This window comes from Streptomyces sp. CB00316 (assembly GCF_001905595.1).
Lineage (GTDB): Bacteria > Actinomycetota > Actinomycetes > Streptomycetales > Streptomycetaceae > Streptomyces.
The window spans coordinates 678,132-704,365 of sequence record NZ_LIXI01000002.1 but is presented as its reverse complement, the minus strand read 5'-3'; the positions used below and the strand labels follow the sequence as shown (position 1 = coordinate 704,365).

22 protein-coding genes and 1 riboswitch are annotated in these 26,234 nt (G+C 70.5%); of the genes, 10 read left to right on the top strand and 12 right to left on the bottom strand.

What is annotated here, in order from left to right; all coding sequences use genetic code 11:
* Positions 1–106: 106 nt before the first annotated feature.
* The 4 genes from AMK21_RS07215 to AMK21_RS07200 all read left to right on the top strand — a co-directional run bounded on the left by AMK21_RS07215 (position 107) and on the right by AMK21_RS07200 (position 4,422).
* Positions 107–1,006, top strand: coding sequence for a M24 family metallopeptidase (locus AMK21_RS07215; protein ID WP_234421852.1), 900 nt, complete (start codon positions 107–109; stop codon positions 1,004–1,006).
* Positions 1,003–2,775, top strand: a complete 1,773-nt coding sequence (locus tag AMK21_RS07210) for an SDR family oxidoreductase (protein WP_073875262.1) — start codon at positions 1,003–1,005, stop codon at positions 2,773–2,775. The genes AMK21_RS07215 and AMK21_RS07210 overlap by 4 nt, the downstream gene beginning before the upstream one ends.
* Positions 2,772–3,731: a MerR family transcriptional regulator gene (locus AMK21_RS07205; protein ID WP_073875260.1), complete on the top strand. Its 960-nt coding sequence runs from the start codon at positions 2,772–2,774 to the stop codon at positions 3,729–3,731. Before AMK21_RS07210 ends, AMK21_RS07205 begins: the two co-directional genes overlap by 4 nt.
* Before the next feature lie 148 nt (positions 3,732–3,879).
* Positions 3,880–4,422 (top strand): RNA 2'-phosphotransferase, encoded by a 543-nt coding sequence (locus tag AMK21_RS07200; RefSeq protein ID WP_073875258.1) that lies wholly within the window; start codon positions 3,880–3,882, stop codon positions 4,420–4,422.
* Between the two features lie 13 nt (positions 4,423–4,435).
* On the opposite strand, the gene AMK21_RS07195 is transcribed toward AMK21_RS07200, so the two are convergent.
* Positions 4,436–5,329 (bottom strand): LLM class flavin-dependent oxidoreductase, encoded by an 894-nt coding sequence (locus tag AMK21_RS07195; RefSeq protein ID WP_073875256.1) that lies wholly within the window; start codon positions 5,327–5,329, stop codon positions 4,436–4,438.
* Between AMK21_RS07195 and AMK21_RS07190 the strand changes: the two genes are divergently transcribed.
* Complete coding sequence (locus AMK21_RS07190; protein WP_073875254.1) at positions 5,328–5,528, top strand: hypothetical protein; 201 nt, start codon at positions 5,328–5,330, stop codon at positions 5,526–5,528. The genes AMK21_RS07195 and AMK21_RS07190 overlap by 2 nt on opposite strands.
* A gap of 290 nt (positions 5,529–5,818) precedes the next feature.
* Positions 5,819–6,631 carry a Cof-type HAD-IIB family hydrolase gene (locus tag AMK21_RS07185; RefSeq protein ID WP_234421851.1) on the top strand — a complete coding sequence of 271 codons (813 nt, stop codon included), beginning with the start codon at positions 5,819–5,821 and terminating at the stop codon, positions 6,629–6,631.
* Between the two features lie 12 nt (positions 6,632–6,643).
* Here the strand turns inward: AMK21_RS07185 and AMK21_RS07180 are convergent, their stop codons facing one another.
* From AMK21_RS07180 to hisC, 5 genes are all read right to left on the bottom strand, one after another.
* Positions 6,644–8,350 (bottom strand): GAF domain-containing sensor histidine kinase, encoded by a 1,707-nt coding sequence (locus tag AMK21_RS07180; RefSeq protein ID WP_073875253.1) that lies wholly within the window; start codon positions 8,348–8,350, stop codon positions 6,644–6,646.
* A 66-nt stretch (positions 8,351–8,416) separates the two neighbouring features.
* Entirely contained in the window at positions 8,417–11,980 is a 3,564-nt protein-coding gene (gene cydD, locus AMK21_RS07175) for a thiol reductant ABC exporter subunit CydD (protein WP_073875252.1), read from the bottom strand.
* 81 nt (positions 11,981–12,061) lie between these two features.
* Positions 12,062–13,063, bottom strand: coding sequence for a cytochrome d ubiquinol oxidase subunit II (gene cydB, locus AMK21_RS07170; RefSeq protein ID WP_073875251.1), 1,002 nt, complete (start codon positions 13,061–13,063; stop codon positions 12,062–12,064).
* Positions 13,064–13,081: 18 nt separating this feature from the next.
* A complete protein-coding gene (locus AMK21_RS07165; RefSeq protein ID WP_073875250.1) occupies positions 13,082–14,593 on the bottom strand; it encodes a cytochrome ubiquinol oxidase subunit I in 1,512 nt (503 codons plus the stop codon).
* A gap of 272 nt (positions 14,594–14,865) precedes the next feature.
* On the bottom strand, positions 14,866–15,945 hold the full coding sequence (gene hisC, locus AMK21_RS07160) for a histidinol-phosphate transaminase (protein ID WP_073875249.1): 1,080 nt from the start codon (positions 15,943–15,945) through the stop codon (positions 14,866–14,868).
* A 392-nt stretch (positions 15,946–16,337) separates the two neighbouring features.
* Here hisC and AMK21_RS07155 point away from each other — a divergent pair, with 392 nt between their 5' ends.
* From AMK21_RS07155 to AMK21_RS07145, 3 genes are all read left to right on the top strand, one after another.
* Positions 16,338–17,450 carry a LacI family DNA-binding transcriptional regulator gene (locus AMK21_RS07155; RefSeq protein ID WP_073875248.1) on the top strand — a complete coding sequence of 371 codons (1,113 nt, stop codon included), beginning with the start codon at positions 16,338–16,340 and terminating at the stop codon, positions 17,448–17,450.
* A 159-nt stretch (positions 17,451–17,609) separates the two neighbouring features.
* Positions 17,610–18,788 carry a metallophosphoesterase gene (locus AMK21_RS07150; protein ID WP_267893900.1) on the top strand — a complete coding sequence of 393 codons (1,179 nt, stop codon included), beginning with the start codon at positions 17,610–17,612 and terminating at the stop codon, positions 18,786–18,788.
* A gap of 181 nt (positions 18,789–18,969) precedes the next feature.
* Entirely contained in the window at positions 18,970–19,791 is an 822-nt protein-coding gene (locus AMK21_RS07145) for a hypothetical protein (RefSeq protein ID WP_073875244.1), read from the top strand.
* A gap of 88 nt (positions 19,792–19,879) precedes the next feature.
* Here the strand turns inward: AMK21_RS07145 and AMK21_RS07140 are convergent, their stop codons facing one another.
* Both AMK21_RS07140 and thiC read right to left on the bottom strand, forming a co-directional pair.
* On the bottom strand, positions 19,880–20,236 hold the full coding sequence (locus AMK21_RS07140; protein WP_073875242.1) for a DUF805 domain-containing protein: 357 nt from the start codon (positions 20,234–20,236) through the stop codon (positions 19,880–19,882).
* A 305-nt stretch (positions 20,237–20,541) separates the two neighbouring features.
* Entirely contained in the window at positions 20,542–22,347 is a 1,806-nt protein-coding gene (thiC, locus tag AMK21_RS07135) for a phosphomethylpyrimidine synthase ThiC (protein ID WP_073875240.1), read from the bottom strand.
* A riboswitch (TPP riboswitch) is annotated at positions 22,340–22,473 on the bottom strand. Its footprint overlaps the gene before it by 8 nt.
* A 70-nt stretch (positions 22,474–22,543) precedes the next feature.
* Here thiC and AMK21_RS07130 point away from each other — a divergent pair.
* The gene (locus tag AMK21_RS07130) at positions 22,544–23,887 is read left to right on the top strand and encodes a YibE/F family protein (RefSeq protein WP_073875238.1); all 1,344 of its coding nucleotides are present in this window, start codon (positions 22,544–22,546) and stop codon (positions 23,885–23,887) included.
* Positions 23,888–23,916: 29 nt separating this feature from the next.
* On the opposite strand, the gene AMK21_RS07125 is transcribed toward AMK21_RS07130, so the two are convergent.
* From AMK21_RS07125 to AMK21_RS07110, 4 genes are all read right to left on the bottom strand, one after another.
* Positions 23,917–24,354: an SsgA family sporulation/cell division regulator gene (locus AMK21_RS07125; RefSeq protein WP_015609883.1), complete on the bottom strand. Its 438-nt coding sequence runs from the start codon at positions 24,352–24,354 to the stop codon at positions 23,917–23,919.
* A gap of 101 nt (positions 24,355–24,455) precedes the next feature.
* Positions 24,456–25,226, bottom strand: coding sequence for an IclR family transcriptional regulator (locus tag AMK21_RS07120; RefSeq protein WP_285440213.1), 771 nt, complete (start codon positions 25,224–25,226; stop codon positions 24,456–24,458).
* A 257-nt stretch (positions 25,227–25,483) separates the two neighbouring features.
* Complete coding sequence (locus tag AMK21_RS07115) at positions 25,484–25,696, bottom strand: DUF5326 family protein (RefSeq protein WP_073875644.1); 213 nt, start codon at positions 25,694–25,696, stop codon at positions 25,484–25,486.
* Between the two features lie 136 nt (positions 25,697–25,832).
* Positions 25,833–26,150, bottom strand: coding sequence for a cupin domain-containing protein (locus AMK21_RS07110; RefSeq protein WP_073875236.1), 318 nt, complete (start codon positions 26,148–26,150; stop codon positions 25,833–25,835).
* Positions 26,151–26,234: the final 84 nt, after the last annotated feature.

The following is a 26,234-nucleotide window of genomic DNA, read 5'->3' as shown; positions in this document are numbered from 1 at the left end:
GTCCACAGGGCCGTGCACACCCCTTGACGTAGCCGCTGGACATTGTCACATTCATCAGTGTCACGTTACGGGCACGTACCGCACACGGCAGGGAACGGACGGTGGCATGGTCTCGGCAGTGCAGGACGAAAACGCCCCGGAGCCCCGGGCGTTCAGGGCCCCGGAGCCGCGGGGGTTCAGCGCCCCGGAGCTGCGGGGGTTCAGGGAAGTGCAGCGCCTCGCCTACGCCTGCGCCGAGGCCGTCGCCGGTCAGCTCAGACCAGGGGTCACCGAGCGCGAGGCGGCCCGGATGCAGCGCGTGTGGCTGCGGGAGCGGGGCGTGCGGGACTGGTTCCACCTTCCCTTCGCCTGGTTCGGTGACCGGACGGCGTTCGCCGGGTTCAAGGTGCCGCTCCAGTTCTTCCCGACCGACCGGAAGCTGGAGCCGGGCATGCCGTTCATCCTGGACATGGCTCCGGTCTACAAGGGATACACCGCCGACGTCGGTTACTCGGGCTGTCTCGGCCTCAACCCGCTCCACGACAAGCTCCTTGCCGACCTGGAGGCGCACCGCGAGCTGATCCTGCGGGAGGTGCGCGAGCGCCGTCCGCTCCGTGAGATCTATGAGGACGTCGAACGCCTCATGACCGCGCAGGGGTACGCCAACAGGCACCGGGCGTACCCCTTCGGCGTGATCGCCCACAAGGTGGACCGCGTCCCCGAACGGCGCTGGTCCCCCAGTGTGTTCGGGTTCGGCACGCAGTCCCTCAAGGGTCTGGTGAGCGACGCGGTGCGCGGGCACCGGGACGGCTGGTCGCCGCTGTGGAGCCCGTACCGCTTCTCCGACCATCCCCCGCAGCCCGGCCTGTGGGCGGTCGAACCGCACCTCGGATTCCGGGGTACGGGTGCGAAGTTCGAGGAGATCCTGGTCGTCACCGACTCCGAGGACCCTGAGCAGAGCGCTTTCTGGCTGGACGACGATCTGCCGCATGTGCGGCGCTGGGCCGAGGAGAAGGTGGCGGCGTGAATCTGCCGGAAGCGCGTGAGCGCCGGGTGCGTACGGGTGGCGTGGAGCTGTGCGTCGCCGAGCTGGGGGACGGGGGCCGGCCGACGGTGGTCCTGGTCCACGGGTATCCGGACAGCAAGGAGGTCTGGTCCGAGGTCGCCGTGCGGCTGGCCGAGGAGTGGCACGTCGTGCTGTACGACGTCCGGGGCCACGGCAGATCGACGGCGCCGAAGCCGCTGCGTGGCGGCTTCACGTTGGAGAAGCTGACCGACGACTTCCTCGCGGTGATCGACGCCGTCAGCCCGGACCGGCCGGTCCATGTGGTCGGGCACGACTGGGGGTCCGTGCAGTCCTGGGAGTTCGTCACGGTCGGGCGGACCGAGGGCCGGATCGCCTCCTCCACCTCGATGTCCGGGCCGTCCCTGGACCACTTCGGGCACTGGATCAAGCAGCGGATGGCCCGGCCCACCCCGCGCCGGGTCGGGCAACTGCTGGGCCAGGGCGCCAAGTCCTGGTACGTGTACATGCTCCATACGCCGGTGCTGCCGGAGCTGGCCTGGCGCGGCCCCCTCGGCAAGCGGTGGCCCAGGATCCTCCAGCGGCTGGAGAAGGTCCCCGCGGGCGACTACCCGACCGCCTCCCTCCCCGACGACGCGGCGCACGGAGCCTGGCTCTACCGGGACAACGTCCGGACCCGGCTGAGCAGGCCGCGCGCCGACGCCTACGCCCACGCACCGGTCCAGCTCATCACGCCGACCGGCGACTCCTTCCTCTCCGAGCGGCTCTACGACGACCTGGAGCAGTGGGTCCCCCGCCTGGTGCGCCGGTCGCTGCCGGCCAAGCACTGGGTGCCGCGTACCCGGCCCGACCAGCTGGCCGCGTGGATCGGTGAGTTCGCCGCAGCCCACGAGTCGGGCGGCCAGGAGGGGCCTGTGGTCCAGCAGCCGACGGCGAAGGGGCGGCACGCGGAGCGGTTCGGCGGTCAGCTGGTCCTGGTGACGGGTGCCGCCTCCGGGATCGGGCGGGCCACGGCCTTCGCGTTCGCCGAGGCGGGCGCCCGTGTGGTGGCCGTGGACCTCGACGCGGAGGGGGCCGCCAGGACGGCGGAGCTGGCCCGGCTGGTCGGAGCTCCGGCGGCCTGGGGCGAGGCGGCCGATGTCAGCGACGAGGCGGCGATGGAGAAGCTCGCCGACAAGGTCGCCACCGAGTACGGCACCGTCGACGTGCTGGTCAACAACGCCGGGATCGGTCTCTCCGGTTCCTTCCTGGAGACCACGAGCGAGGATTGGAAGAGGGTCCTCGACGTCAATCTCTGGGGTGTCATCCACGGCTGCCGGATCTTCGGCAAGCAGATGGCCGACCGGGGCCAGGGCGGCCACATCGTCAACACCGCGTCGGCCGCCGCCTTCCAGCCCTCCCGGGCCCTGCCCGCGTACAGCACGTCGAAGGCGGCCGTGCTGATGCTGAGCGAGTGCCTGCGGGCCGAGCTGGCGGAGAAGTCGATCGGGGTCAGCGCCATCTGCCCCGGCATCGTCAACACCAACATCACCGCCACCTCCCGCTTCGCCGGGACCGACGCGGCGGAGGAGCAGCGGCTGCGGAAGCGGGCCACCCGGCTCTACGGGCGGCGCAACTACCCGCCTACGAGGGTGGCCGACGCGATCCTGGAGGCGGTCGTGCGCAACCGGGCCGTGGTGCCGGTGACTCCTGAGGCGCGCGGTGCCCGGCTGCTCTCCCGGGTCAGCCCCGGCGCGCTGCGGCGGATCGCCCGACTGAAGCCGCCGCTGTGAGCGGGCGCGAGGCGGCGGGGGACCGGAGCGCCACCGAGTACCGGATCGAGGGCCTGGCCCACGCCAGCGGGGCGACGGTGCGCACGATCAGGGCGTACCAGGACCGGGGGCTGCTGCCGACGCCCGAGCGGCGCGGGCGGGCCAACGTGTACGGGGAGGCGCATCTGGCCCGCCTGCTGCAGATCGCGGACCTGCTGGAGCGCGGCTACACCCTGGCCAGCATCAAGGAGCTGCTGGAGGCGTGGGACGCGGGGCGGGGGCTGGGCGGGGTGCTCGGCCTGGTAGCCGAGGTACACGGGCCCTGGACCGACGAGGAGGCCGACCGGATCACCCGCGAGGAGCTGGACGCGAGGTTCGGCGGCTCGCAGGACGACGAGGCGATCGCCGAGGCGGTGGAGCTCGGGGTGCTGGAGCGCGTCCCGGGCAAGGCCGACGAGTTCCTCGTACCGAGCCCGCAAGAGCTGTCGGTGGCCGTGGAGTTGCACGCCGCCGGCGTCCCACTGCTCGCGATCTCCGGCCATCTCAAGGAACTTCGCGGCCAGGTCGAACACATAGCCTCCCGTTTCCTGGAGTTCACCACCGAGCACGTCTTCGCCCGCTATCTCGGCCACCGGCCGCCCACCGACTCCGACGCGGCCGAGGCGGCGTCGATGGTGCGCCGGCTGCGACCGCTCGCGCAGCAGACGGTGGACGCCGAACTGGCACGTGCCATGAGGGTGTTCGCCACCCGGCACCTCCATCACCACCTCGGCTCACCAGAAGGCGCCATCGAAGGGAGCGAGACCCGCCCGGTGCTGCTTCCGGCGAGGACAACGCAGGCCGTGCAGAATCTCGTCGGCGCCGACCAGGTGGCGGCCTTCGTCGCCGCGGCCGCCGAACGGGAGGTGCAGGCACGCACTTTGGACGCTCTCGCCTCATCTCCCGCAATGGCCATCAAAGTTGATGAAAAGGGTTAAATCATCGGCTAGTTGTCCACAGGACCGTGAAATAGTCTGTGGATAAGTGGAGTTGGCTGTGGATCAAACATGGGTGCGAAGAAAGACGAAAAGAATCCTGTAAGAAATCCGGATGCACCGATGAACAGCCCACAGGCACTCTGGCGGGATGGACGAACGTCGCACCGTCAAGGTGTCCAAGTACCTCTCGAAGCATCTGCGCCATGATCCGGAGCGCATCGGCATCGCCCTCGACGACAACGGCTGGGTGGGCGTCGAGACGCTGCTGCGCGCGGCGGCTCGGCACGGTTTCGCCATCACCCGCGCCGAGCTCGACCACGTGGTCGCCGCCAACGACAAGCGCCGCTTCACGGTGGACGGCGACCGCATCCGCGCCAACCAGGGCCACACCGTCACCGTGGACCTGGACCTGCCGCCCGCGGAGCCGCCGGGGTACCTCTACCACGGCACGGTGGCCCGGGTGCTGGACGCGATCCGCGCCGAGGGCCTGCACCCCATGGCCCGCCACCACGTCCACCTCTCCCCCGACCGCGAGACGGCCACCCGGGTCGGCGCCCGGCGCGGCCGCCCCCTGGTGCTCACTGTGGACGCGGGCGCCATGCACCGCGCCGGCCATGTGTTCCGGGTCAGCGCCAACGGGGTCTGGCTCGCCGACGCCGTACCGCCGGAGTTCCTGCTGCTCCGCGGGTGACCCCTCCCGGCCGTCAGGCCAGCTGGGCGGGCGCCTCCGTCGCGATGCGCTCGTAGACCGCCGGATCGATGTCGAAGTCGGAGTCCGGGATCGGGGCGTGGATGGCGATCTCGGTGAACCCGAGCTCCGCGTGGCGGCCCGCGAAGTCGACGAAGGCGTCGACCGACTCCATCGGGGCGTTGCGGTCAGGGGTGAACCCGGTGAGCAGGATCCGGTCCAGCTCCGAGGCGTCCCGGCCGACCTCCTCACAGGCGGCGGCGAGCCTCTTGCTCTGCTCCCGGAGAGCTTCCACCGACTGCTCGGGGGTGCCGGTCTCGTACAGCTTCGGGTCGCCGGTGGTGACCCACGCCTGCCCGTACCGGGCTGCCAGCTTCAGACCGCGCGGGCCGGTCGCGGCGACCGCGAAGGGCAGCCGGGGGCGCTGTACGCAGCCCGGGATGTTGCGGGCCTCCACGGCGGAGTAGTGCGTCCCCGGCTGGGTCACCGCGTCCTCGGTGAGCAGGCGGTCCAGGAGCGGGACGAACTCGCCGAAGCGGTCGGCACGCTCGCGCGGGGTCCACGCCTCCTGCCCCAGCGCGGTGGCGTCGAACCCGCTGCCCCCGGCGCCGATGCCGAGGGTGATCCGGCCACCGGAGATGTCGTCCAGGGAGATCAGCTCCTTGGCCAGGGTCACGGGGTGGCGGAAGTTCGGCGAAGTCACCAGCGTACCCAAACGGATGCTCTGCGTTACGGTCGCTGCGGCCGTGAGCGTGGGGACGGCACCGAACCACGGTCCGTCCCGGAAGGACCGCCACGAGAGGTGGTCGTACGTGTACGCGGCGTGGAATCCGAGGTCTTCGGCCCGCCGCCAGGTCTTCTGTGCTTTGCCCCATGGGTGGATGGGGAGGATCACCGTACTCAGACGCATGACCCCGACGATACGCGGGCTTTCCGCCGCCACGGATGCGTCGAGGGAGCAGGTCCGGGAAACCGCGCCGACGCCGCGAGGAGGGCGCTACCGTGGCGACACGCTGCCCTTCACCACCGCGGTTCTCGGCGTCGAGGTCACTGTGCACGGTGTCGACCTCACGTCTGGCGGCGCTCGCGTCGCCGTCCAGCCGATCTAAGCGCCTACGTGGGCCTGCCTGCCCCCCTTGCCGCAGTTGCGCAGGTCAGGCCGCGATGGGTGAACGAGGCTTGACCGAGGTGACCAGACCTCCGGGGGATGGAGCTGGACCGGCGGAGGCGTGGGCAGGACCCGCCCGATGACGCACTCGCATCCTCTCGGCATATGCCGCAGGAATGTTCCGCAGATCAGGCGCGCGCTCACTCAAATGTGCGCCCCTCCGCACGCACGTGCACCCCGGTGGGCGAGAATGGCGGGGTGACCTCAGCTACCGATGCGCCTCTGCCTGCCGTGACCCGGCTGATCGCGACCGACCTCGACGGCACCCTGCTGCGCGACGACAAGACGCTCTCCGCGCGCACCGTCGCCGCGCTGGCCGCGGCCGAGGAGGCCGGGATCGAGGTCTTCTTCGTCACCGGCAGGCCGGCCCGCTGGATGGGCGTCGTCAGCGACCATGTGCAGGGCCACGGGCTGGCGATCTGCGCGAACGGCGCCGTGGTCACCGATCTGCGGGCGGACCGCGAGCTGATCACCGTGCGGGCGCTGGAGCGCGAGGCCGCCCTGCACGTCGTGCACACCCTGCGCGACGCCGCCCCCGGCACCTCCTTCGCCGTCGAGCTGACCACCGGCATCAACTACGAGCCGTCCTACCCGCCCTTCCACCTGGACCCGGGCGCCACGGTCGCGATCGCGGAGAAGCTGCTGCACGAGGACGCGGCGGGCGACGGCGCCCCCGTACTCAAACTCCTCGCCCACCACACCGAGATGCCCCCGGACGCCTTCCTCGCCCTGGCCCGTACGGCGTCCGGGGAGCGGGCCTCCATCACCCGCTCCAGCCCCTCCGCGCTCCTGGAGGTCAGCGGGCTCGGGGTCTCCAAAGCCAGTACGCTCGCCGCCTGTTGCGATGAGCGCGGCATCTCCGCCGCCGAGGTGGTCGCCTTCGGCGACATGCCGAACGACGTCGAGATGCTCGGCTGGGCCGGCACCTCGTACGCGATGGGCAACGCCCACCCCGCCGCCCTGGCCGCCGCTTCGGGGCAGACCCTCACCAACGAGGACGACGGCGTGGCCGTGGTCATCGAGCGGATTCTCGCCGCCCGCTGACGGGCCGCCGGCTCACAGCGGCGACTCCCACACCACCGTCGTACCGCCCCCGTCCTCCCCGATGCCCGGGCCGAACCAGCTCGCCCCGCCCAGCGACTCGGCCCGGCGCGCCAGATTGCGCAGACCGCTGCGGCGACCGCCCTCCGGGATGCCCACCCCGTCGTCGGACACCGACAGACGCACCGCGGCCCGGCCGTCCGGCAGGATCGCCGTGGCGTCGACCACCACGTCGATCACCGAGGCTCCGGCGTGCCGGAAGGCGTTGGACAGGGCCTCGCGCAACGCGGCGACGAGGTTCTTGCCGGTCAGCTCGCCGACGAGCGAGTCCACGGCGCCCAGGAAGCGGTGCGAGGGCTTGAAGCCGAGCGGCACCGCCGCCATGTTGATCTCCCGCAGGACCCGGGTGCGGAGCCCCGAAGGGGCCTCGGCCGGTTCCTGCTGGAGCGCGAAGATGGCCGTACGGATCTCCTGGATGGTCACGTCCAGCTCGTCGACCGCCCGGCCCACCCCGGTCCGCACCTCGGGTACCACCGACCTGCGCTGGGCGCTCTCCAGCATCATCCCGGTGGCGAACAGCCGCTGGATGACGAGGTCGTGGAGGTCGCGGGCGATCCGGTCCCGGTCCTCGTAGACCGCGAGCCGCTCCCGGTCGCGCTGCGCCTCGGCCATCATCAGCGCGAGGGCGGCCTGCGAGGCGAACTGGGTGGCCAGCGTCCGCTCGGTCCGGCTGAACGGGCGCGCCCCCCGTGCCCGGGGCGTCGCCAGGGCGCCGAGCACCCGGCCGCCGCTCTGCAGCGGCAGCAGCATGCTGGGCCCGAACCGGCCGGCCAGCCTGGTGACCATCCGGCTGTCGGTGGCCGAGTCCTCGATGAAGACCGCCTCGCCCGCCAGCAGCTTCGCCACCACCGTGGAGCGGGCCGGGATGATCACCCCGAGCGAGTCCGAGGGGTCGTCGGCGGAGACGGCGACGATCTCCAGACCGCCGTCCTCCGTGGGCAGCAGCACGATCCCGGCTGCCGAATCGGCGAGGTGGCGGGCCTGCTCGGCGACGACGGAGAGCGCGTCGTCGGCGTCCCCGCCCGAGAGGAGGGCGGTGGTCACCGCCACCGACCCGTCGATCCAGCGCTCCCGCTGGCGCGCCGCCTCGTACAGCCGGGCGTTGCCGATGGCGATCCCGGCCTCGGTGGCGAGCACCCGCACCAGGTGCAGGTCGTAGTCGCTGAACTCGCCGCCGTCCTGCTTCTCGGTCAGGTAGAGGTTGCCGAAGACCTCCCCCTGGACCTGGATGGGTACGCCGAGGAAGCTCCGCATCCGGGGGTGGCCCGCCGGAAATCCGGCGGACCGCGGATCGCCGGTCAGATCGGCCAGCCGTACGGGTTCGGGGTCGTGGATCAGCGCGCCCAGCAGGCCCCGGTGGCCGTCGGGTCCGCGCCCGATCGCCCGGACCACGTCGTCCGGGACGCCGTGGGTGACGAAGTCGGAGAGCCCCTCGCCCGGCTCGCCGACGACGCCGATGGCGGCGTACCGGGCGTGGGCGAGCTCGGCCGCGGTCGCACAGATGCGGTCCAGGGTGGAGTGCAGCTGAAGCCCCGTGCCGACCGAACGCATCGCCTCCAGGAGCTGCGGGACCCGGGCGGTGAGCTCGTTGGAGAGGCCCTGCAGGCTGCGGGCAGCCTGGGTAGCGGCATCGAGTGGGTCCTGCGGGTCCGGCTCTACCATGACCTGAGCCTAGTTAGTGGTGATTGGGGAGGAAAGTCGGGTATATCCACCAGGGCCCCCGCGGGCTCACGCCCCCGTCGCCACCGTCTCCGCCTCCCGCTCCACCATCCTGCGCAGCGGGCCGTCCTCGGCGGCGAGCTCGGCGTACGGGCCGCGCTGCACCACCCGTCCCGCGTCCAGCACCAGCACCTCGTCGACCGCCTCGACTCCGGCGAGCCGGTGGGTGATCAGGACGGTCGTCCGCCCTTCGGTCGCCGCCAGCAGGTCGGCGGTGAGCGCGTCGGCGGTCGCCAGGTCCAGGTGTTCGGCCGGCTCGTCCAGGACGAGGACCGGGAAGTCGGCCAGCAGCGCCCGGGCCAGGGCGAGGCGCTGGCGCTGACCGCCGGAGAGCCGGGCACCGTGCTCGCCCACCGGGGTGTCGAGCCCCTCCGGCAGGGAGCGGACCCACTCCAGCAGCCGGGCCCGGGAGAGCGCGTCGTCCAGCTCGGCGTCGGTGGCGCTGGTACGGGCGAGCCGCAGGTTCTCGCGGATGGAGCTGTCGAAGACGTGGGCGTCCTGGGCGCACAGGCCGACGGAGCGCCGCACGGTGTCGCCGTCCATGCCGGTCGCCTCGACACCGCCGAGGCTGTACGTCCCCGAGGACGCGTCCAGGAAGCGGAGGATCACCTGCGCGAGCGTCGTCTTGCCGGAGCCGGAGGGGCCGACGACCGCGATACGCCGGCCGGGCACCAGCGTCAGGTCGACCGACTCCAGGGCGTTGTGGCGGGCTCCCGGGTAGTGGGCCGACAGCCCCCGCACCTCCAGGGGGAACGGCGAGGCGGGCGCATCGGCCGGGGCCGCGGGCTCCCGTACGGGTACGGGGGCGTCGAGCACCTCGTACACCCGCTCCGCGCTCCGCAGGACCCGCTGGCGGTACTGCACCGCGAGCGGCATTCCGGCGACGGCTTCGAAGGCTGCGAGCGGGGTGAGCACCACCACCGCGAGCGCGACGCCGGCCAGTCGGCCGCCATTCACGGCGGGGACGGCGACGGACGCGGCGGCCACCACCGTCAGCCCGCAGACCAGGGCGGAGAGCCCGCCGCCCAGGGCCGTCGCGGTGGCCGCGCGGGAGGCGATCCGGGTCAGAAGGCCGTCGGCCGCCCGCATGTGGGCCTGCCGGGCCGGGAGCGCCCCGGCGACGGTCAACTCGGCCGTTCCGCCGAGGAGATCGGTGACCCGGGTGGCCAGGGCGGCTCGTGCGGGGGCCAGTTGACGCTCCGTACGGCGGGCGACGGCACCGCTGACCAGCGGCACGCCGACCCCGGCGACCAGCAGCCCGACCGCCAGGATCACGCCCGCCTCGGGCAGCAGCCAGCCCGTGAACCCGACGGCGGCCACGGAGACCGTGAGCGCGGTCCCGGCGGGCAGCAGCCAGCGCAGCCAGTAGTCCTGGAGCGCGTCCACATCGGCGACGAGCCGGGAGAGCAGGTCGCCCCGGCGCACCGAGCGCAGCCCGGCGGGCGCGACCCGTTCGAGGCCCCGGTAGACCGCCACCCGGAGTTCGGCGAGCAGCCTGAGCACGGCGTCGTGGGAGACGAGGCGCTCCGCGTACCGGAAGACCGCCCGGCCGATGCCGAACGCGCGCGTCGCGGTGACGGCCATCATCAGGTAGAGCACCGGCGGCTGCTCGGAGGCGCGGGAGATCAGCCAGCCGGAGACGGCCATGAGCCCCACCGCCGACCCCACGGCGAGGCTGCCCAGCAGCAGCGCCAGAGCGAGCTGACCGCGCTGCGCGCCGGCCGCCTCACGGACCCGCGCGAGGACGCGTCCGGGGCGGGCGTCGGTCTCCCGCAGGACTTCGGTCGCGCCCTCCCGTACGTCCACGGGCTCCAGCAGGTCCGCCGCTTCCAGCACATCCCCGGGTGGCCGCGCGTCCAACGGCTCACCCCCTGCGAGCGGCTGTGGAACGGGCAGTCCGGGCGACGTGGTCGTCCCGATGGGATCGGAAACGCCGACGGTGCGTGGCTCCAGCGTCACCACCCGGTCCGCCACCGCCAGCAGCGCCGGGCGGTGGACGACCAGCAGCACGGTCCGGCCCGCCGCCAGCCTCCGTACGGCGTCGACGACCCCCGCCTCCGTCTCCCCGTCCAGGCTCGCGGTCGGCTCGTCCAGGAGCAGCAGCGGCCGGTCGGCCAGGAATGCTCGGGCCAGGGCGAGGCGCTGGCGCTGGCCCGCCGAGAGCCCGGCACCGTCCTCGCCCAGCAGGCTCCGCTCGCCGTCGGGCAGCTCCGCGACGAAGTCGTACGCCCCCGCGTCCCGCAGCGCCGCCACCACCGCCTCGTCGTCGGCGTCGGGTCGGGCGAGGCGTACGTTCTCCGCGATCGTGCCCGCGAAGAGGTGCGGGCGCTGCGGGACCCAGGCGATCCGGCTCCGCCAGCGCTCCAGGTCCAGCTCCGCGAGGTCCTGGCCGCCGACCCGGACGCGCCCCTCGTCGGGTACGGCGAACCCCAGGACCACGTTCAGCAGGGTGGACTTGCCGACGCCGCTCGGGCCGACCAGGGCGACGGTCTCCCCCGGCTCGACGGTGAGGGAGGCGGCGTCCAGCGACGGGGCGGTGCGGCCCTCGTGGCGTACGGTCACCCCCTCCAGCTCCAGGCGCGTGGAGTCAGGAACCTCCTCGGTGCCCGCTCCCCGGGGCTCGGTCTCCAGGACCGCGAAGATCTCCTCGGCGGCCGAGAGCCCCTCCGCCGCCGCGTGGTACTGCGCCCCGACCTGGCGGATCGGCAGATACGCCTCCGGGGCCAGGATCAGGACCACCAGGCCGGTGTAGAGGTCGAGCTCCCCGTGCACGAGCCGCATGCCGATGGTGACGGCGACGAGCGCGACCGAAAGGGTTGCGAGCAGCTCCAGGGCGAACGAGGAGAGGAAGGCGATCCGCAGGGTGCGCAGGGTGGCCCGGCGGTACTGCGTGGTGATGGTGCGGATCGACTCGGCCTGGGCCTTGGCGCGACCGAAGACCTTGAGCGTCGGCAGCCCGGCGACCACGTCCAGGAAGTGGCCGGAGAGCCGGGAGAGCAGCTGCCACTGCCGGTCCATCCGGGACTGGGTGGCCCAGCCGATCAGGATCATGAAGAGGGGGATGAGGGGCAGCGTGACCACGATGATCGCCGCCGAGACCCAGTCCTCGGTGACGATCCGGGCCAGCACCGCCACCGGCACGACCACCGCGAGCCCGAGCTGCGGCAGATAGCGCGCGAAGTAGTCGTCGAGCGCGTCGACCCCGCGGGTCGCCAGCGCCACCAGGGAGCCGGTGCGCTGCCCGCTCAGCCAGCCGGGGCCCAGGAGCGCGGCCCGCTCCAGGAGCCGGCCGCGCAGTTCGGACTTGACCGCCGCGCTCGCCCGGTGGGCCGCCAGCTCGGTGAGCCAGGCGACCAGGGCGCGGCCGACGGCGACCGCCGCGAGCAGGAGCAGGGGGGTACCGAGCTCGGTGACCGTGAGCCCGTCCTCGAACCCGCCCACCACGATCTCGGCGATGAGCATCGCCTGGGCGATCACCAGCGCGGCGCCGACCAGGCCGAGGGCCACCACGGCAGCCAGGAAGAAGCGGGTGGCCCGGGCGTACCGCAGCAGTCGCGGATCGATCGGTTTCACGTGAAACATCCCCCAGCAGGGTCAACTAAGCGAGCCGGGCGGTGTTTCACGTGAAACACCGCCCGTCGGGGCCGGTGCGGATCAGTGCGCGTCGGCGATGTGCTGGGTGCCGATCCGCTTGCGGAACACCCAGTACGTCCAGCTCTGGTACAGCAGCACCATGGGTGTGGCGATGCCGGCACACCAGGTCATGATCTTCAGCGTGTACGGCGTGGACGAGGCGTTGGTGACCGTGAGGTTCCAGGCCTCATTCAGCGAGGACGGCATGACGTTCGGGAAGAGTGTCAGGAACAGCATCCCCACCGCCGCCACGATCGTCAGCCCCGAGAACGCGAACGACCAGCCCTCGCGCCCCTTGGCCATGGCGCCGATCGCCGCCACCAGCGCCACCACCGCCACGATCAGCGCCACCAGGCTCCAGCGGTCACCGCTCACGGCCTGGGTCCAGAGCAGGAAGCCCAGCGCGAGCACCGCCGTGGCCAGGCCCAGCTTCAGGGCCAGCGAGCGCGCCCGCACCCGGATGTCCCCGGCCGTCTTGAGCGCGGCGAACACCGCGCCGTGGAAGGTGAAGAGGAAGAGCGTGACGAGCCCGCCGAGGATCGAGTACGGGTTCAGCAGGTCGAAGAAGGTGCCGACGTACTCCATGTCGGCGTCGATCTTCACCCCGCGCACGATGTTCCCGAAGGCCACGCCCCACAGGACCGCGGGGATCAGCGAGGTCCAGAAGATCGCGTTCTCCCAGTTGGTCTGCCACCGCTCCTCGGTCCGCTTGGCGCGGTACTCGAAGGCGACCCCGCGCACGATCAGGCAGAGCAGGATGATCAGCAGCGGCAGGTAGAAGCCGGAGAACAGGGTGGCGTACCACTCGGGGAAGGCCGCGAAGGTCGCGCCGCCCGCGCTGAGCAACCAGACCTCGTTGCCGTCCCAGACGGGCCCGATCGTGTTGATGAGGACCCGCCGCTCCTTGCGGTCGCGGGCGAGCAGCTTGGTGAGGACTCCGATGCCGAAGTCGAATCCCTCCAGGAAGAAGTAGCCGATCCAGAGGACGGCGATGAGCACGAACCAGATGTCGTGGAGTTCCATCTCTCAGCTCCTGTGCTCTCAGTACGAGAAGGCCATGGGCCGGTCGGCGTCTTCGTCGTCGTGGCCGTTGATCCGGGTGGGCGGGTTGAGGTCGGACTCGGTGAGCTCCGGCGGCCCGGCCTTGATGTACTTCACGAGCAGCTTGACCTCGATGACCGCGAGCACGGCGTAGAGGAGCGTGAAGAAGATCATCGAGGTGAGGATCTCGCCCTGCGATACGCCGGGGGAGACCCCGTCGCGGGTCTGGAGGACCCCGTAGACCACCCACGGCTGGCGGCCCATCTCGGTGAAGATCCAGCCCCAGGAGTTGGCGATCAGCGGGAAGAGCAGGGTCCAGAGCGCGGTGAGCCAGTAGAGCTTGGTGAACTTCGGGCTGAGCGCCTTGTTCCGGAAGAGGACCAGGTTCGGGACCTCGTCCTCGCCGGTCCGCATCGCCGGTGGCAGCAGGAACTTCCTCCGGGTCAGCCAGAGCCCCAGGACGCCGAGGCCGAAGGAGGCCATCCCGAAGCCGATCATCCAGCGGAAGCTCCAGAACGCGACCGGGATGTTGGGCCGGTAGTCGCCGGGGCCGTACTTCTCCTGCTGGGCCTTGTTGATGTCGTTGATGCCCGGGACGTAGGAGTTCGGGTCGTTGTCGGCGAGGAAGGAGAGCACCCCGGGGAGCGATATCTCGACGGAGTTGTGGCCCTCGCTGACGTCCCCGTACGCGAAGATCGAGAAGGGCGCGCGTTCCTGGCCGTCCCAGAGCGCCTCGGCGGCGGCCATCTTCATCGGCTGCTGGCGGAACATCACCTTGGCCAGCGAGTCGCCGCTGACGGCGGTGAGCAGTCCGGCGATGACCACCGTGACCAGGCCCAGCCGCAGCGAGGTCCGCATCACCGGGATGTGCTTCCTGCGCGCCAGGTGGAAGGCGGCGATCCCGACCATGAAGGCCCCGCCGACCAGGAAGGCCGCCGTGATGGTGTGGAAGAACTGCGTCACCGCGGTGTCCTGGGTGAGCACCTTCCAGAAGTCGGTGAGCTCGGCGCGGCCGCGCTCCTCGTTGATGCGGTAGCCGACCGGGTGCTGCATCCAGGAGTTGGCCGCCAGGATGAAGTAGGCGGAGAGGATCGTGCCGAGCGAGACCATCCACATGCAGGCGAGGTGGATCTTCTTGGGCAGCCGGTCCCAGCCGAAGATCCACAGTCCGATGAAGGTGGACTCGAAGAAGAAGGCGATCAGCGCCTCGAAGGCGAGCGGAGCGCCGAAGACATCGCCGACGAAGCGCGAGTAGTCCGACCAGTTCATGCCGAACTGGAACTCCTGGACGATGCCCGTCACGACGCCCATGGCGATGTTGATCAGGAACAGCTTGCCCCAGAACTTGGTCGCCCTGAGGTACTTCTCGTTGTTCGTCCGCACCCAGGCGGTCTGCAGGCCGGCGGTGAGCGCGGCGAGCGAGATCGTCAGCGGAACGAAGAGGAAGTGGTAGACGGTGGTGATGCCGAACTGCCAGCGCGCCAGGGTCTCCGGCGCCAGAGCGAGGTCCACGTCGTCTTTCTCCTTACGTCGCCGTGGTGACACCACGTCGCCGTGGCCACACCGGGCACTCCGCCCCTTTAATCCCACTGATCATGGGACCAAACGGGGCACGCTTGTGAACGCGTTCACATTCACAAGCAATTATTACGCACACACTTTCGGGCCGTTCGCCGGGGTACCCCTTTCAGTCGGAGGCGCGCCCGGCCGTACGCGAAAGGCCCCGGACCTCGTCGATCGAGGTCCGGGGCCACCGGCCGTACAGGCGCCGAGGCGCTGGGTCGCTACAGCTCCGAGCGAAACGCCTCCGCCGCCTTCAGGAAGAGGTCGTTGCCCTCGCTCTCCCCGATCGAGACCCGTACACCCTCGCCCTTGAACGGGCGCACCACCACACCGGCCCGCTCACAGGCCGCGGCGAAGTCGAGGGTCCGCTCGCCGAGCCGCAGCCACACGAAGTTGGCGTGCGACTCCGGAACGGTCCAGCCCTGCCGCACCAGCTCCTCGCTCACCCGGCTCCGCTCGGAGACCAGCGAGCCGACCCGGCCCAGCAGCTCGTCCTCGGCGCGCAGCGAGGCGACCGCCGCGTCCTGGGCAAGCTGGCTGACGCCGAAGGGGACGGCGGTCTTGCGCAGCGCCGCGGCCACCGGCTCGTGGGCGACGGCGAACCCGACCCGCAGCCCCGCGAGCCCGTATGCCTTCGAGAAGGTCCGCAGCACCGCCACATTGGGCCGGTCCCGGTAGATCTCGATGCCGTCGGGCACGTCGGCGTCGCGGATGAACTCCTTGTACGCCTCGTCGAGCACCACCAGAACATCGCTCGGCACCCGGTCCAGGAACCGCTCCAGCTCGGCCCGGCGCACCACGGTCCCGGTGGGGTTGTTCGGGTTGCAGACGAAGATCAGCCGGGTCCGGTCGGTGATCGCCGCTGCCATCGCGTCGAGGTCGTGCACCTCACCCGTGGTCAGCGGGACCTTCACCGAGGTCGCACCGCTCACCTGCGTGATGATCGGGTAGGCCTCGAAGGACCGCCAGGCGTAGATGACCTCGTCGCCCGGGCCCGAGGTGGCCTGGAGCAGCTGCTGGGCCACGCCGACCGATCCGGTGCCGGTGGCCAGGTGCGAGAGCGGCACACCGAACCGGTCGGACAGCTCGTTCATCAGCCCGGTGCAGGCCATGTCCGGGTAGCGGTTGAAGCTGCCCGCCGCGGCGAGCGCCGACTCCAGGACGCCCGGCAGCGGCGGGTAGGGGTTCTCGTTGGAGGACAGCTTGTACGCGACCGGTCCGCCGGCCGCCGCAGGCTTGCCCGGCACATAGGCAGGAACGCCGTCCAGCTCGGCGCGCAGCTTGGGGCTCGTCTCGCTCACCGCAGGTCCTCCTCGACCGTCGTACACATCAATACTGCTCACCTTATGAGGATTGGGCGCCGCTGCGAATGGCCCGGGCGCGGAATCTCCCGCAGTGCCGGGAATGGTGCGCACGGCGGGCCTCCCCCTGGGGGGAGCGTTTCCGGTTCCGGCGCGCGCCCGTGTCTCACGCCGTGGCGCGCGTCCCCCGAAGTGGTGAGTTGAGACCTCTTCGAGACATCGACCATTCAGCAGGCCGTCAGCCATCAACACCTGACACACTGATGCCCGAGTTCGCAACAACCTTTCATTGCAAGGCATTTGAGGGTTAATGATCATGCAGAAACGTGCCTGCCTATGGGTGCATATGCGACCGGACCGACCGCCCCCCGGAGCCCTACTATCGGCTCGCCATGACAGCAGCAGGGAAGCACCAGGTGAGCCGGACGGAGACCCCCCGGCGCAGCGGCCGGCCAGGACGGGCGGGGATCCGTGATGTGGCCGCCGCGGCCGGAGTCTCGATCACGACCGTCTCCGACGCGCTCAACGGCAAGGGCAGGCTCCCGGACGCCACCCGCAGCCATGTCCGCGAGGTCGCAGAGCGCTTGGGCTACCGCCCCTCCGCAGCGGCCCGAACCCTCCGCACGGGCAGGTCGGGGTTGATCGGCCTGACCGTGACCACGTACGGGGATGAACCTTTCACCTTCACCGAATTCGCGTACTTCGCGGAGATGGCGAGAGCCGCGACCTCGGCGGCGCTCGCCCGGGGCTATGCCCTCGTCATCCTCCCCGCCACCTCCCGGCACGACGTCTGGTCGAACGTCGCGCTCGACGGGACCGTCGTCATCGACCCCTCCGACCAGGACCCGGTCGTCACCGAGCTCGTCCGCCAGGGGCTGCCCGTCGTCTCGGACGGCCGCCCGGCCGGGACGCTCCCCGTCACCGCCTGGGTCGACAACGACCACCGGGCCGCCGTGCTCGACCTCCTCGACCATCTCGCCGCCGCCGGAGCCCGCCGCATCGGCCTGCTGACCGGCACCACCACCGACACGTACACCCGACTCTCCACCACCGCCTATCTCCACTGGTGCGAGCGGGTCGGCCAGGATCCCGTCTACGAGTCCTACCCGGCGCACGACCCCTGCGCGGGCGCGGTCGCCGCCGACCGACTGCTCGCCCGTCCGGACCGCCCCGACGCGGTCTACGGGCTCTTCGACCCCAACGGGACCGATCTCCTCGCGGCCGCCCGCCGCTACGGCCTGCGGGTCCCCGAGGACCTGCTGCTGGTCTGCTGCAGCGAGTCCACCGTGTACGCGGCCACCGAACCGCCCATCACGACGCTCTCGCTCAAGCCCCGCCGCATCGGCACGGCCGTCGTCCAGCTCCTCATCGACGCCATCGAAGGCGTGGAGCACGACGGGCCGGTGGAGCAGGTGATACCGACGGAGCTCATCGTCCGGACCTCCTCGCAACGACGTCCGCCGCGCACCACGGTCAGCGCGCCACGCTCACCGAGCAGGGACTGATCGCCTCTTTTCGGACCAATCGGCCGGTGAACCGTACGTGCGCCCGGATTCACCACCCCTGGTGCGTCACACAGATCGATCCGCATTCCTATGATGGGCGCACGACACCGCGGACCACCTCTACCAGGCAGGGCCCGTCAGGTGTACGGCGGCGCGACGGTGGTGGAGGGGTCGATGACTCAGGGGGCCGGTCAGGAACCCGTGGTGCGGACGGCGACGTTGCGTGACTTCAGAGTTCCGCCTTACGCACAGACGCCCGTACCACCGCAGACGCCCGGCGCGGCGCCGCACCCGCCCGTGCCCCCGCACGCTCCGGCGCCGCCCGCCCCGGTCCCGCACGCCTCCGTGCCCCCGCACGCTCCGGCGCCGCCCCACCTGCCGCACCCCGGCAACGCGACCGTCGGCGACGAGCCCCCGGAGGGGTACACCCCCACCGAGCGCGACCTCCCCGTCATCAACCGCGGCGACACCGTCAAGATGGAGACCGTCCCCGAACCCCGCCCCGTCACCGGGGAGGGGCGCGGCCCGCTCTTCGTCGTCGGCGACGTCCACGGCTACCTGGACGAGCTGGTGGCCGCCCTCGCCGCCCAGGGCCTCATCGACGCCGACGGCAACTGGGCCGCGGGCAACGCCCGACTCTGGTTCCTGGGCGACTTCACCGACCGCGGCCCCGACGGCATCGGGGTCATCGACCTCGTCATGCGGCTCTCCGCGGAGGCGGCAGCGGCGGGCGGCTACTGCAAGGCCCTGATGGGCAATCACGAGCTGCTGCTCATCGGCGCCAAGCGGTTCTCCGACACTCCCGTCAACTCCGGCGCGGGCACCGCCACCTTCCAGGCCGCCTGGCTGCTCAACGGCGGCCAGAAGAGCGACATGGACCGCCTCCAAGACGTACACCTCCAGTGGATGTCCCGGCTCGACGCGGTCGTCGAGGAGGACGGGCATCTGCTGATGCACTCCGACACGACGGCCTACCTCGACTACGGCTCCACCATCGAGGACGTCAACGACACCATCACCGCCATTCTCACGCGCAACGACGCCGACGAGTGCTGGGACCTCTTCCGCAAGCTCACCAAGCGCTTCGCCTTCCGCGACGAGGGCGGCGCCGAAGCGGTGCGCGAGCTGCTGACGACGTACGGCGGACAGCGCGTCGTCCATGGTCACAGCCCGATTCCGTACCTCCTGGGCGAGGTCGGCACCGAGGACGGCGAGGACGGTTCGGGGCCGGTGGTGAACGGCCCGCACGTCTACGCCGACGGTCTCGCCGTCGCCATGGACGGCGGAGTGACCATGGCCGGAAAACTACTGGTCGTCCAACTTCCCCTGCATGACTGACCTTCGGCGGGGAAGAGGCTTCTGGATCGGGCAGCACCGATCATCGGGCCTATTTCCGGAAACACCCTGTCACCCCGTGCCGTGAGCGCTCTACCATCGGCTCATCAGTAGCAGGCTCTCCTCCGTTTCCGCCCGATCGCCCGGTCAACGCGGGCTGCCGGGCCCGACGGAGCATCGGGGGATGCAGATGACAAGCGCTCCGCACCTGCAGGCCGAGGACGGTCCCGAGTACGCCCGGATCCTGGGCGACGCACTGCGTCACGCCCATGAACGCACGGATCTCGAAGGCGTCGGTGACCGGCTCAACACCGAACAGCTGCGCACGATGGCGCTCAACGCCACGGCGCTGATCACCGCGGCCGCGGCCACCGAGTACGAGCACTACCTGAAGGCCCGCGCCGAACTGCGCGCGGCGAGCGCCACCGTCCCCGAAGGCGAGCAGTACGCGGGCACCTCGTCGGCGGCCGGCCCGGGCGCCGGCATAGGAGCGGTCCTCACGGTCCTGACGCCGATCCTGGCGGGCACCGCCGCCGTGATCTTCCTGCTCGTCGGCTATCTGCTGAGGGCGGTGAGCCCGTCGGTCGCCTTCGGCACCACGATGGTCGCGGCCGGGTGGTTCTTCGCGGCCGTCGCCGCCGCGGCCATCCTGGTCGCCGCAGTGGGGCTGCTCGTCACCGCCCTGCGCAACGGCTCGACCTCACTGGCCGCCGAGGACGAGGAGCAGGAGCTGCCGGAGGAGGTCGCCCGGGCCAGGGAGGCCTGGCGCCACGCCCTGCTGGAGCGCGGCATCCTGCCGTTCCTACGGGACGCCCTGGCCGACCCGACCGCGGGCCCCGCCGCACGGACCCCGCAGCGCTCGCCGAACCGGATCCCGAAGGTCGGCTACAGCAGGCCGGACTTCTCGGGCCCGGAGGAGGGCCCGTCGGCCGGGCCCCGGCCGACGTTCACGAGCCCCGACTTCACCAGCCCGGACTTCGGCGGCCCGGACCACCGACCGGAGTAGGGCCAGAGGGTTCTGCAAACACCACAGGCCGGGGCGGCGAGTGCCGCGCCCGGCCTGTGCGGTGCTCCGGCCATGCCGGAGCCCTGGATCAGCCCACCTGCGGGGCGAGCTTCGGGTTGGTGCCGTACTGGTTCGGCTCCTGCTTGCCCTCGGAGGCGAGGAAGACGATCAGGACGATGAAGCCGACCAGCGGGACCAGCGCGATCAGCAGCCACCAGCCCGAGCGGCTGGTGTCGTGCAGGCGGCGCACGCCGACCGCGAGCGACGGGATGAAGACCGCGAGGAGGTAGATGTAGTACGGCACCTGCGTGTCGATCGCACCGCCGATGACCGAGAGGACGATGCCGATCAGGAAGTTGAAGAGCGCGAACATCCAGTACTCCTTGCGGCGCGCGCGACCGCTGAAGCCTGCGTAGTTCTTGAGTACGTCGACGTACCAGTTCACTGTGATTCCCTCCCCTGGCCCCCCGTGCGAGGGCCGCCAAATTTCAGCCAAGCAAGCCGGAAAGTAAGCCACAGATAAGGAACAGGTCAAGCTCAGTTGACGCAGCTGCGAAACGTACATCCAGCTGCCGCACGACTGTGTCCATACTGTCGCTTAACAACGCCCCCTATCACGCCAGACGATTACCAAGGCCGCAATACGCCCATAGCGGGGCGGTCTCTGACGTCGCGTCACTGGGCACCGGGCCCGTACAGGGGCCGTCCCCGACACCTGCTGAGGTGCCGGGGACGGAGAGGACTCAGACGCTAGTCGGCGATGGGCAGGTAGACCCGGTTGCCGGCGGCGGCGAACTCCTTCGCCTTCTCGGCCATGCCCTCCTCGATCTCCTCCTGCGAACCGCCGTGCTGCCGGCGGATGTCCTGGGAGATCTTCATCGAGCAGAACTTCGGCCCGCACATGGAACAGAAGTGCGCCGTCTTCGCCGGTTCGGCGGGCAGCGTCTCGTCGTGGAACTCCCGGGCCGTGTCCGGGTCGAGGGCCAGGTTGAACTGGTCCTCCCACCGGAACTCGAACCGCGCGTCGGAGAGCGCGTCGTCCCACTCCTGCGCGCCCGGGTGCCCCTTGGCGAGGTCGGCCGCGTGGGCGGCGATCTTGTAGGTGATCACGCCCGTCTTCACGTCGTCCCGATTGGGCAGCCCCAGGTGCTCCTTGGGCGTGACGTAGCAGAGCATCGCCGTGCCCCACCAGGCGATCATCGCGGCGCCGATGCCCGAGGTGATGTGGTCGTAGGCGGGCGCGACATCCGTGGTCAGCGGGCCGAGCGTGTAGAACGGCGCCTCCTCGCAGATCTCCTGCTGGAGGTCGATGTTCTCCTTGATCTTGTGCATCGGGACGTGCCCGGGGCCCTCGATCATCGTCTGGACGCCGAACCGCTTGGCGATCGTGTTCAGCTCCCCCAGCGTGCGCAGCTCGGCGAACTGCGCCTCGTCGTTGGCGTCCGCGATCGACCCGGGGCGCAGCCCGTCACCGAGGGAGTAGGTGACGTCGTACGTCGCGAGGATCTCGCAGAGCTCCTCGAAGTGCTCGTAGAGGAACGATTCCTTGTGGTGCGCCAGGCACCAGGCCGCCATGATCGAGCCGCCGCGCGAGACGATGCCGGTCTTACGACGGGCCGTCAGCGGGACGTACGGCAGGCGCACCCCGGCGTGCACCGTCATGTAGTCCACGCCTTGCTCGGCCTGTTCGATGACGGTGTCCTTGTAGATCTCCCAGGTCAGCTCCTCGGCCCGGCCGTCGACCTTCTCCAGGGCCTGGTAGAGCGGGACGGTGCCGATCGGCACGGGGGAATTGCGCAGCACCCACTCGCGGGTGGTGTGGATGTTGCGGCCGGTGGACAGGTCCATGACCGTGTCGGCGCCCCACTTGGTCGCCCAGGTCATCTTGTCCACCTCCTCCTCGATGGAGGACGTGACGGCCGAGTTGCCGATATTGGCGTTGACCTTCACCAGGAACCGCTTACCGATGATCATCGGCTCGATCTCGGGATGGTTGACGTTGGCCGGCAGCACGGCCCGGCCGGCCGCGATCTCCTCACGGACGACCTCGGCCTCGACGTTCTCCCGAATCGCGACGTACTCCATCTCCGGGGTGATCTCCCCCCGCCGGGCGTACGCGAGCTGGGTGACGGGCCGTCCGTCGCGGCTGCGGCGCGGCTGGCGCGGGCGGCCGGGGAAGACCGCGTCGAGGTTGCGCAGCCCGCCGCGCGGCGAGGTGTGCTTGAGCCCGTCGTCCTCGGGGCGGACCGGGCGGCCCGCGTACTCCTCGGTGTCGCCGCGCGCGATGATCCAGTTCTCCCGCAGGGGTGCGAGGCCCCGGCGGACATCGGTGTCGATCCCGGGATCTGTGTACGGCCCCGACGTGTCGTACAGCGTCACGTCCTTGCCGTTGGTGAGGTGCACCTGTCGGACCGGCACCCGGAGGTCCGGGCGCGTGCCCTGGACGTACCCCTTGTGCCAGCCGATGGACTTCCCGGCCTCGTCGTTCGGAACCCTGCCGCTCGGCGTTCCGTCGTTCTGTTTCGAGGCAGGCGTGCGTGCGTCCGCTGTGGTCATGAGACCTACTCCCTACGCCGGCATTACCCGGTAACAGGTTCGGCGGTCGGCGCAGCGTGCCTCGTACGGATGTACGGTGGTCAGCGCCCTCTCAGCCCGGTGCTCCGAGCTCCCGCGTGTGCAAAGGTGCCTCCACGCTAGCGTCCTTTCCGGCGAGCTGACCAGAGGGCCCTCCTGTTCTTGCGATGATCGCCCCGTGACCTCCCCCCAAAACGACCCCGCGCCCCAGCCGCCCCAGGGCCACTCAGACGGCCACACACACAGCCACGGACCCGCCGCTCCCGTCTCCAAGCACCTGCGCAAGGTCATCGCCGCTGTCGTGATCCCTTTCGCCACGGCGGTCGTCGTCGGCCTGATCGCGTTCTGGCCCGGCGGCGTCCCCGACCACGAGCGCACCGGCGTCGGATTCGACCGGCAGACCCAGGACGGCAAGGTCGTCCAGGTCGTCAAGGTCGACTGCGCCGACGTCAACGCCGCACAGGTCCCCCCGACCGGTGACACCTCCACCCCCTCGGGCCGGGAGGCCGTCAACGAGCAGGAGGGGGAGTGCGCGAAGGCGACCGTCGAAGTGACCAGCGGCGACGACAAGGGCCGCACGTTCGTCGAGGTGGTCCAGCCCGACGCGCCCCGCCAACTGCGCGAGGGACAGGGCGTGGTCGTGGCGTACGCCCCCGACGCGCCCCGCGACCTCCAGTACAGCGTCACCGATGTGAACCGGAAGATCCCGATGACACTGCTGGCCGCGATCTTCGCGCTGGCGGTGATCGCGGTGGGCCGGTTGCGCGGGGTGATGGCGCTGGTGGCGCTGGCCGTCTCGTTCGCCGTACTGACCCTGTTCATCCTGCCGGCGATCCTGCAGGGCTCGAATCCGCTGGTGGTGGCGGTGATCGGGGCCAGCGCCATCATGCTGGCGGCGCTCTACATGTGCCACGGGGTGACGGCCCGAACATCTGTCGCGGTCGTCGGAACGCTGATCTCGCTCCTGCTGATCGGGCTTCTCGGCTCCCTGTTCATCGGCTGGGCGGACCTGAGCGGCAACACCGACGACAACACCGGCCTGATCCACGGCCTCTATCCGGACATCGACATGAGCGGTCTGCTGCTGGCCGGTGTCATCATCGGATCGCTCGGGGTGCTCGACGATGTGACGGTCACCCAGACCTCCGCCGTCTGGGAGCTGCACCAGGCGGACCCGCAGATGGGTTGGCGCGGGCTGTACCGGGCAGGTATCCGCATCGGACGGGACCACATCGCCTCGGTCGTGAACACCCTGGTGCTGGCGTACGCGGGCGCGGCGCTGCCGCTGCTGCTGCTCTTCTCGATCGCCCAGAGCAGTGTGGGGACGGTGGCCAACAGCGAGCTGGTCGCCGAGGAGATCGTCCGGACGCTGGTCGGTTCGATCGGCCTGGTCGCCTCGGTGCCGGTGACGACGGTGCTCGCCGCACTGGTGGTCTCCGCGGACCGGCCGGGCGCCGGCACCTCCTCGTCCACGGCCGCCGCCCCCGCTCGGACCGGCAGGGGCCGCCGCCGTAAGGCGTGACAGGCGCGAGGCCGGGGGATATGTACCGCTCAGCCCGCGTTCTGCTCCTCGGCGAGGATGCGGCCGAGCGCCTCCTCCAGGTTCCCGTCGAAGTCACCCAGCGTGTGCTCCTGACCGAGGGGCACCAGCTTGTCGGTGCGGTCGAGAAACGCCACGAGCGGTGCCGTACCGGCCCGGAACAGCGCGCGGTCCGCGCCGACCTGGAGGCGGATGTGCACATCGCCGAGACCCTCGGGTTCGGTCGGCCCGATGTGCACATCGCCGTCGCCGCTCGGGCTGTTGAGCCCGTCCAGCAGCAGCTCGCGGCCGAATGCCCAGGTCACAGGGGCATCGCCGGGCAGATGGAACGTCATCCGGATGGCATAGGGATCAGCCACCTCATACCGGAGCTCCACCGGAATACGGAACGAGAGCTCCTCGGAGACGAGGAAGCTCATCATGACCTCTGCTTGAACCGACTCGCGCATCGTTCAACCCCGCAGTAGATGAAACTGGCCAGGAATGATCCCTCATGGCCCTATTGACGCCATCGTGGTGCACGCGATAGCAGATCACAAGGAGTGATTTTTCAGATACTGATAGAGAAAACGAACGAACGCAAGAGGCTCGCCACTTCACCACGTAGCTGTTCGACTGCGGGCAGCAACCGCTCTTCCCGGTCCAAGGGTACGGAAATGGCCATCGCCGCAATGGTGGCACCGGCTGTGACGGGAATGGCGGCGCAGACGGTCCCCAGTGCGTACTCCTGGCGTTCGATGACCGGTTCACCCCGCCGCAACGTTCGCAGCCGCTCCAGAAGTGCCGCGCGATCTCGCACTGAGTAACGAGTGAGGGGCCGTACGGGGTGCCGGTCGAGGTGATCCTCGCGGTCCTTCTCGTCCAGCTGGCCGAGAAGGCACTGCCCGATCGCGTGCGCGTGGCCGGTCTCCCGAAAGGAGGCCCACTCGTCGACCGCCGGGGCCTCGGGGGCGTCCGCGACCGCGATGAGCTCGATCTCGCCCTCGCGGTAGACGGCGCAGTACACCGGGACCCCGATGGCGTCCCGCCAGTGCGCGAGCGAGTCGGTGACGGTGGAGGGGCGGCTTCTCGGGCCCTGGGCCGCGGTGAGGTTCTCGGCGGCCGCCCCGAAGAGGAAGACGCCGTTCTCGCGGCGGAGATAGCCCTCATGGGTGAGGGTGCGCAGCAGGTGGTACGCGGTCGGCAGCGGAAGGCCCGCCTCCCGTGCGAGTTGCTTGGCGGGCGCCCCGTCCCGATGGGTGCCCACAGCCTCCAGCAGCCTCAACGCCCGCTGAACCGAACCGATCAACGTCGGGACAGCGGTGCTCGATGCCGTGGTCAAAGGTCACCCCCAGGCATGGTGACGGGCCGTCAGCCCTCCCGTGGAGGCCGCCCCCACGGGCCCGCCGCACCCACGACCGGACTGTCGTTCAACCACTGGTCACTCGGTCGGTTCGGTGACAGAAGGTCACATTCCAGATGGCGGCAGCGTTATGTCACTGTATCGGCCGCCTCCGGTAAGAGGGGGTTTTCCTTCTGGACTTAGCTCTGCTGGGCTAATCCGCAGGCCTGTGCATCCCCCCGGCCGCGCCGGCCTTCCTACCAGTCACCCCGTGAGGACGACGAGGACATGAACTTGCGTACGACGAAGATCAGACCGCCGACCAGCACGACGAAGATCAGCACCTTGAAGAGCAGGCTGATCACGAAGCCGATCACGCTGGCGATCAGACCGCCGAACACGAAGATCGCGATGACGGGCACCGCGATCCACTTCACCCACCAGGGCATCCCCGCGTACATCTCCCGCACGGCCATCGCCATCTACCTCGTCTCTCTGGGTTCCTGCTCTCTGGGTTCCTGCCTCGATGCTAAAGGCGCGAGGGACCCCGGCGGGGGTCTCGCAGCCCTTGAAGACCCCTGATCGAACCCTTAGGGAACCCGGGGTTCAGCCCTCCGGAGGCGAGAAGACGACCATCACCCGCAGGTTCTCGGTGATGTGGTGGAACTTGTGGGCCACTCCAGCCGGCACATAGACGACGCTCCCCCGGCCGACCTGCGTCGTCTCCGTCCCGACCGTGATCGACGCACGGCCGCTGACGACGAAGTACACCTCGTCCTGCTGGTGCGGCTGCTGCGGGTCGGGTGCGCCCGCGTCCAGGGCGTACAGGCCCACGGACATGTTCCGCTCCCGCACGAACTGCAGGTAGGCGCCGTCGTTGGCGGCCCGCTCCGCCTCGAGCTCGTCCAGTCTGAATGCCTTCATGGCCCGTCCACCCCTTGTGACCCGTGCTACGGGTTCCGCGTGCGCTGCCGGTGTCCACCACCGATCATGTCTGCCACGATCAGA

What these genes read in the sequence shown, in the direction of transcription:
- AMK21_RS07195 (WP_073875256.1), bottom strand. Translation starts at nt 5,329, where the DNA reads ATGCGTCTGAGTACGGTGATCCTCCCCATCCACCCATGGGGCAAAGCA.
- AMK21_RS07215 (WP_234421852.1), top strand. Translation starts at nt 107, where the DNA reads ATGGTCTCGGCAGTGCAGGACGAAAACGCCCCGGAGCCCCGGGCGTTC.
- thiC (WP_073875240.1), bottom strand. Translation starts at nt 22,347, where the DNA reads ATGACCACAGCGGACGCACGCACGCCTGCCTCGAAACAGAACGACGGA.
- AMK21_RS07110 (WP_073875236.1), bottom strand. Translation starts at nt 26,150, where the DNA reads ATGAAGGCATTCAGACTGGACGAGCTCGAGGCGGAGCGGGCCGCCAAC.
- AMK21_RS07155 (WP_073875248.1), top strand. Translation starts at nt 16,338, where the DNA reads ATGACAGCAGCAGGGAAGCACCAGGTGAGCCGGACGGAGACCCCCCGG.
- AMK21_RS07125 (WP_015609883.1), bottom strand. Translation starts at nt 24,354, where the DNA reads ATGCGCGAGTCGGTTCAAGCAGAGGTCATGATGAGCTTCCTCGTCTCC.
- AMK21_RS07180 (WP_073875253.1), bottom strand. Translation starts at nt 8,350, where the DNA reads ATGGTAGAGCCGGACCCGCAGGACCCACTCGATGCCGCTACCCAGGCT.
- AMK21_RS07145 (WP_073875244.1), top strand. Translation starts at nt 18,970, where the DNA reads ATGCAGATGACAAGCGCTCCGCACCTGCAGGCCGAGGACGGTCCCGAG.
- AMK21_RS07200 (WP_073875258.1), top strand. Translation starts at nt 3,880, where the DNA reads ATGGACGAACGTCGCACCGTCAAGGTGTCCAAGTACCTCTCGAAGCAT.
- cydB (WP_073875251.1), bottom strand. Translation starts at nt 13,063, where the DNA reads ATGGAACTCCACGACATCTGGTTCGTGCTCATCGCCGTCCTCTGGATC.
- AMK21_RS07190 (WP_073875254.1), top strand. Translation starts at nt 5,328, where the DNA reads ATGACCCCGACGATACGCGGGCTTTCCGCCGCCACGGATGCGTCGAGG.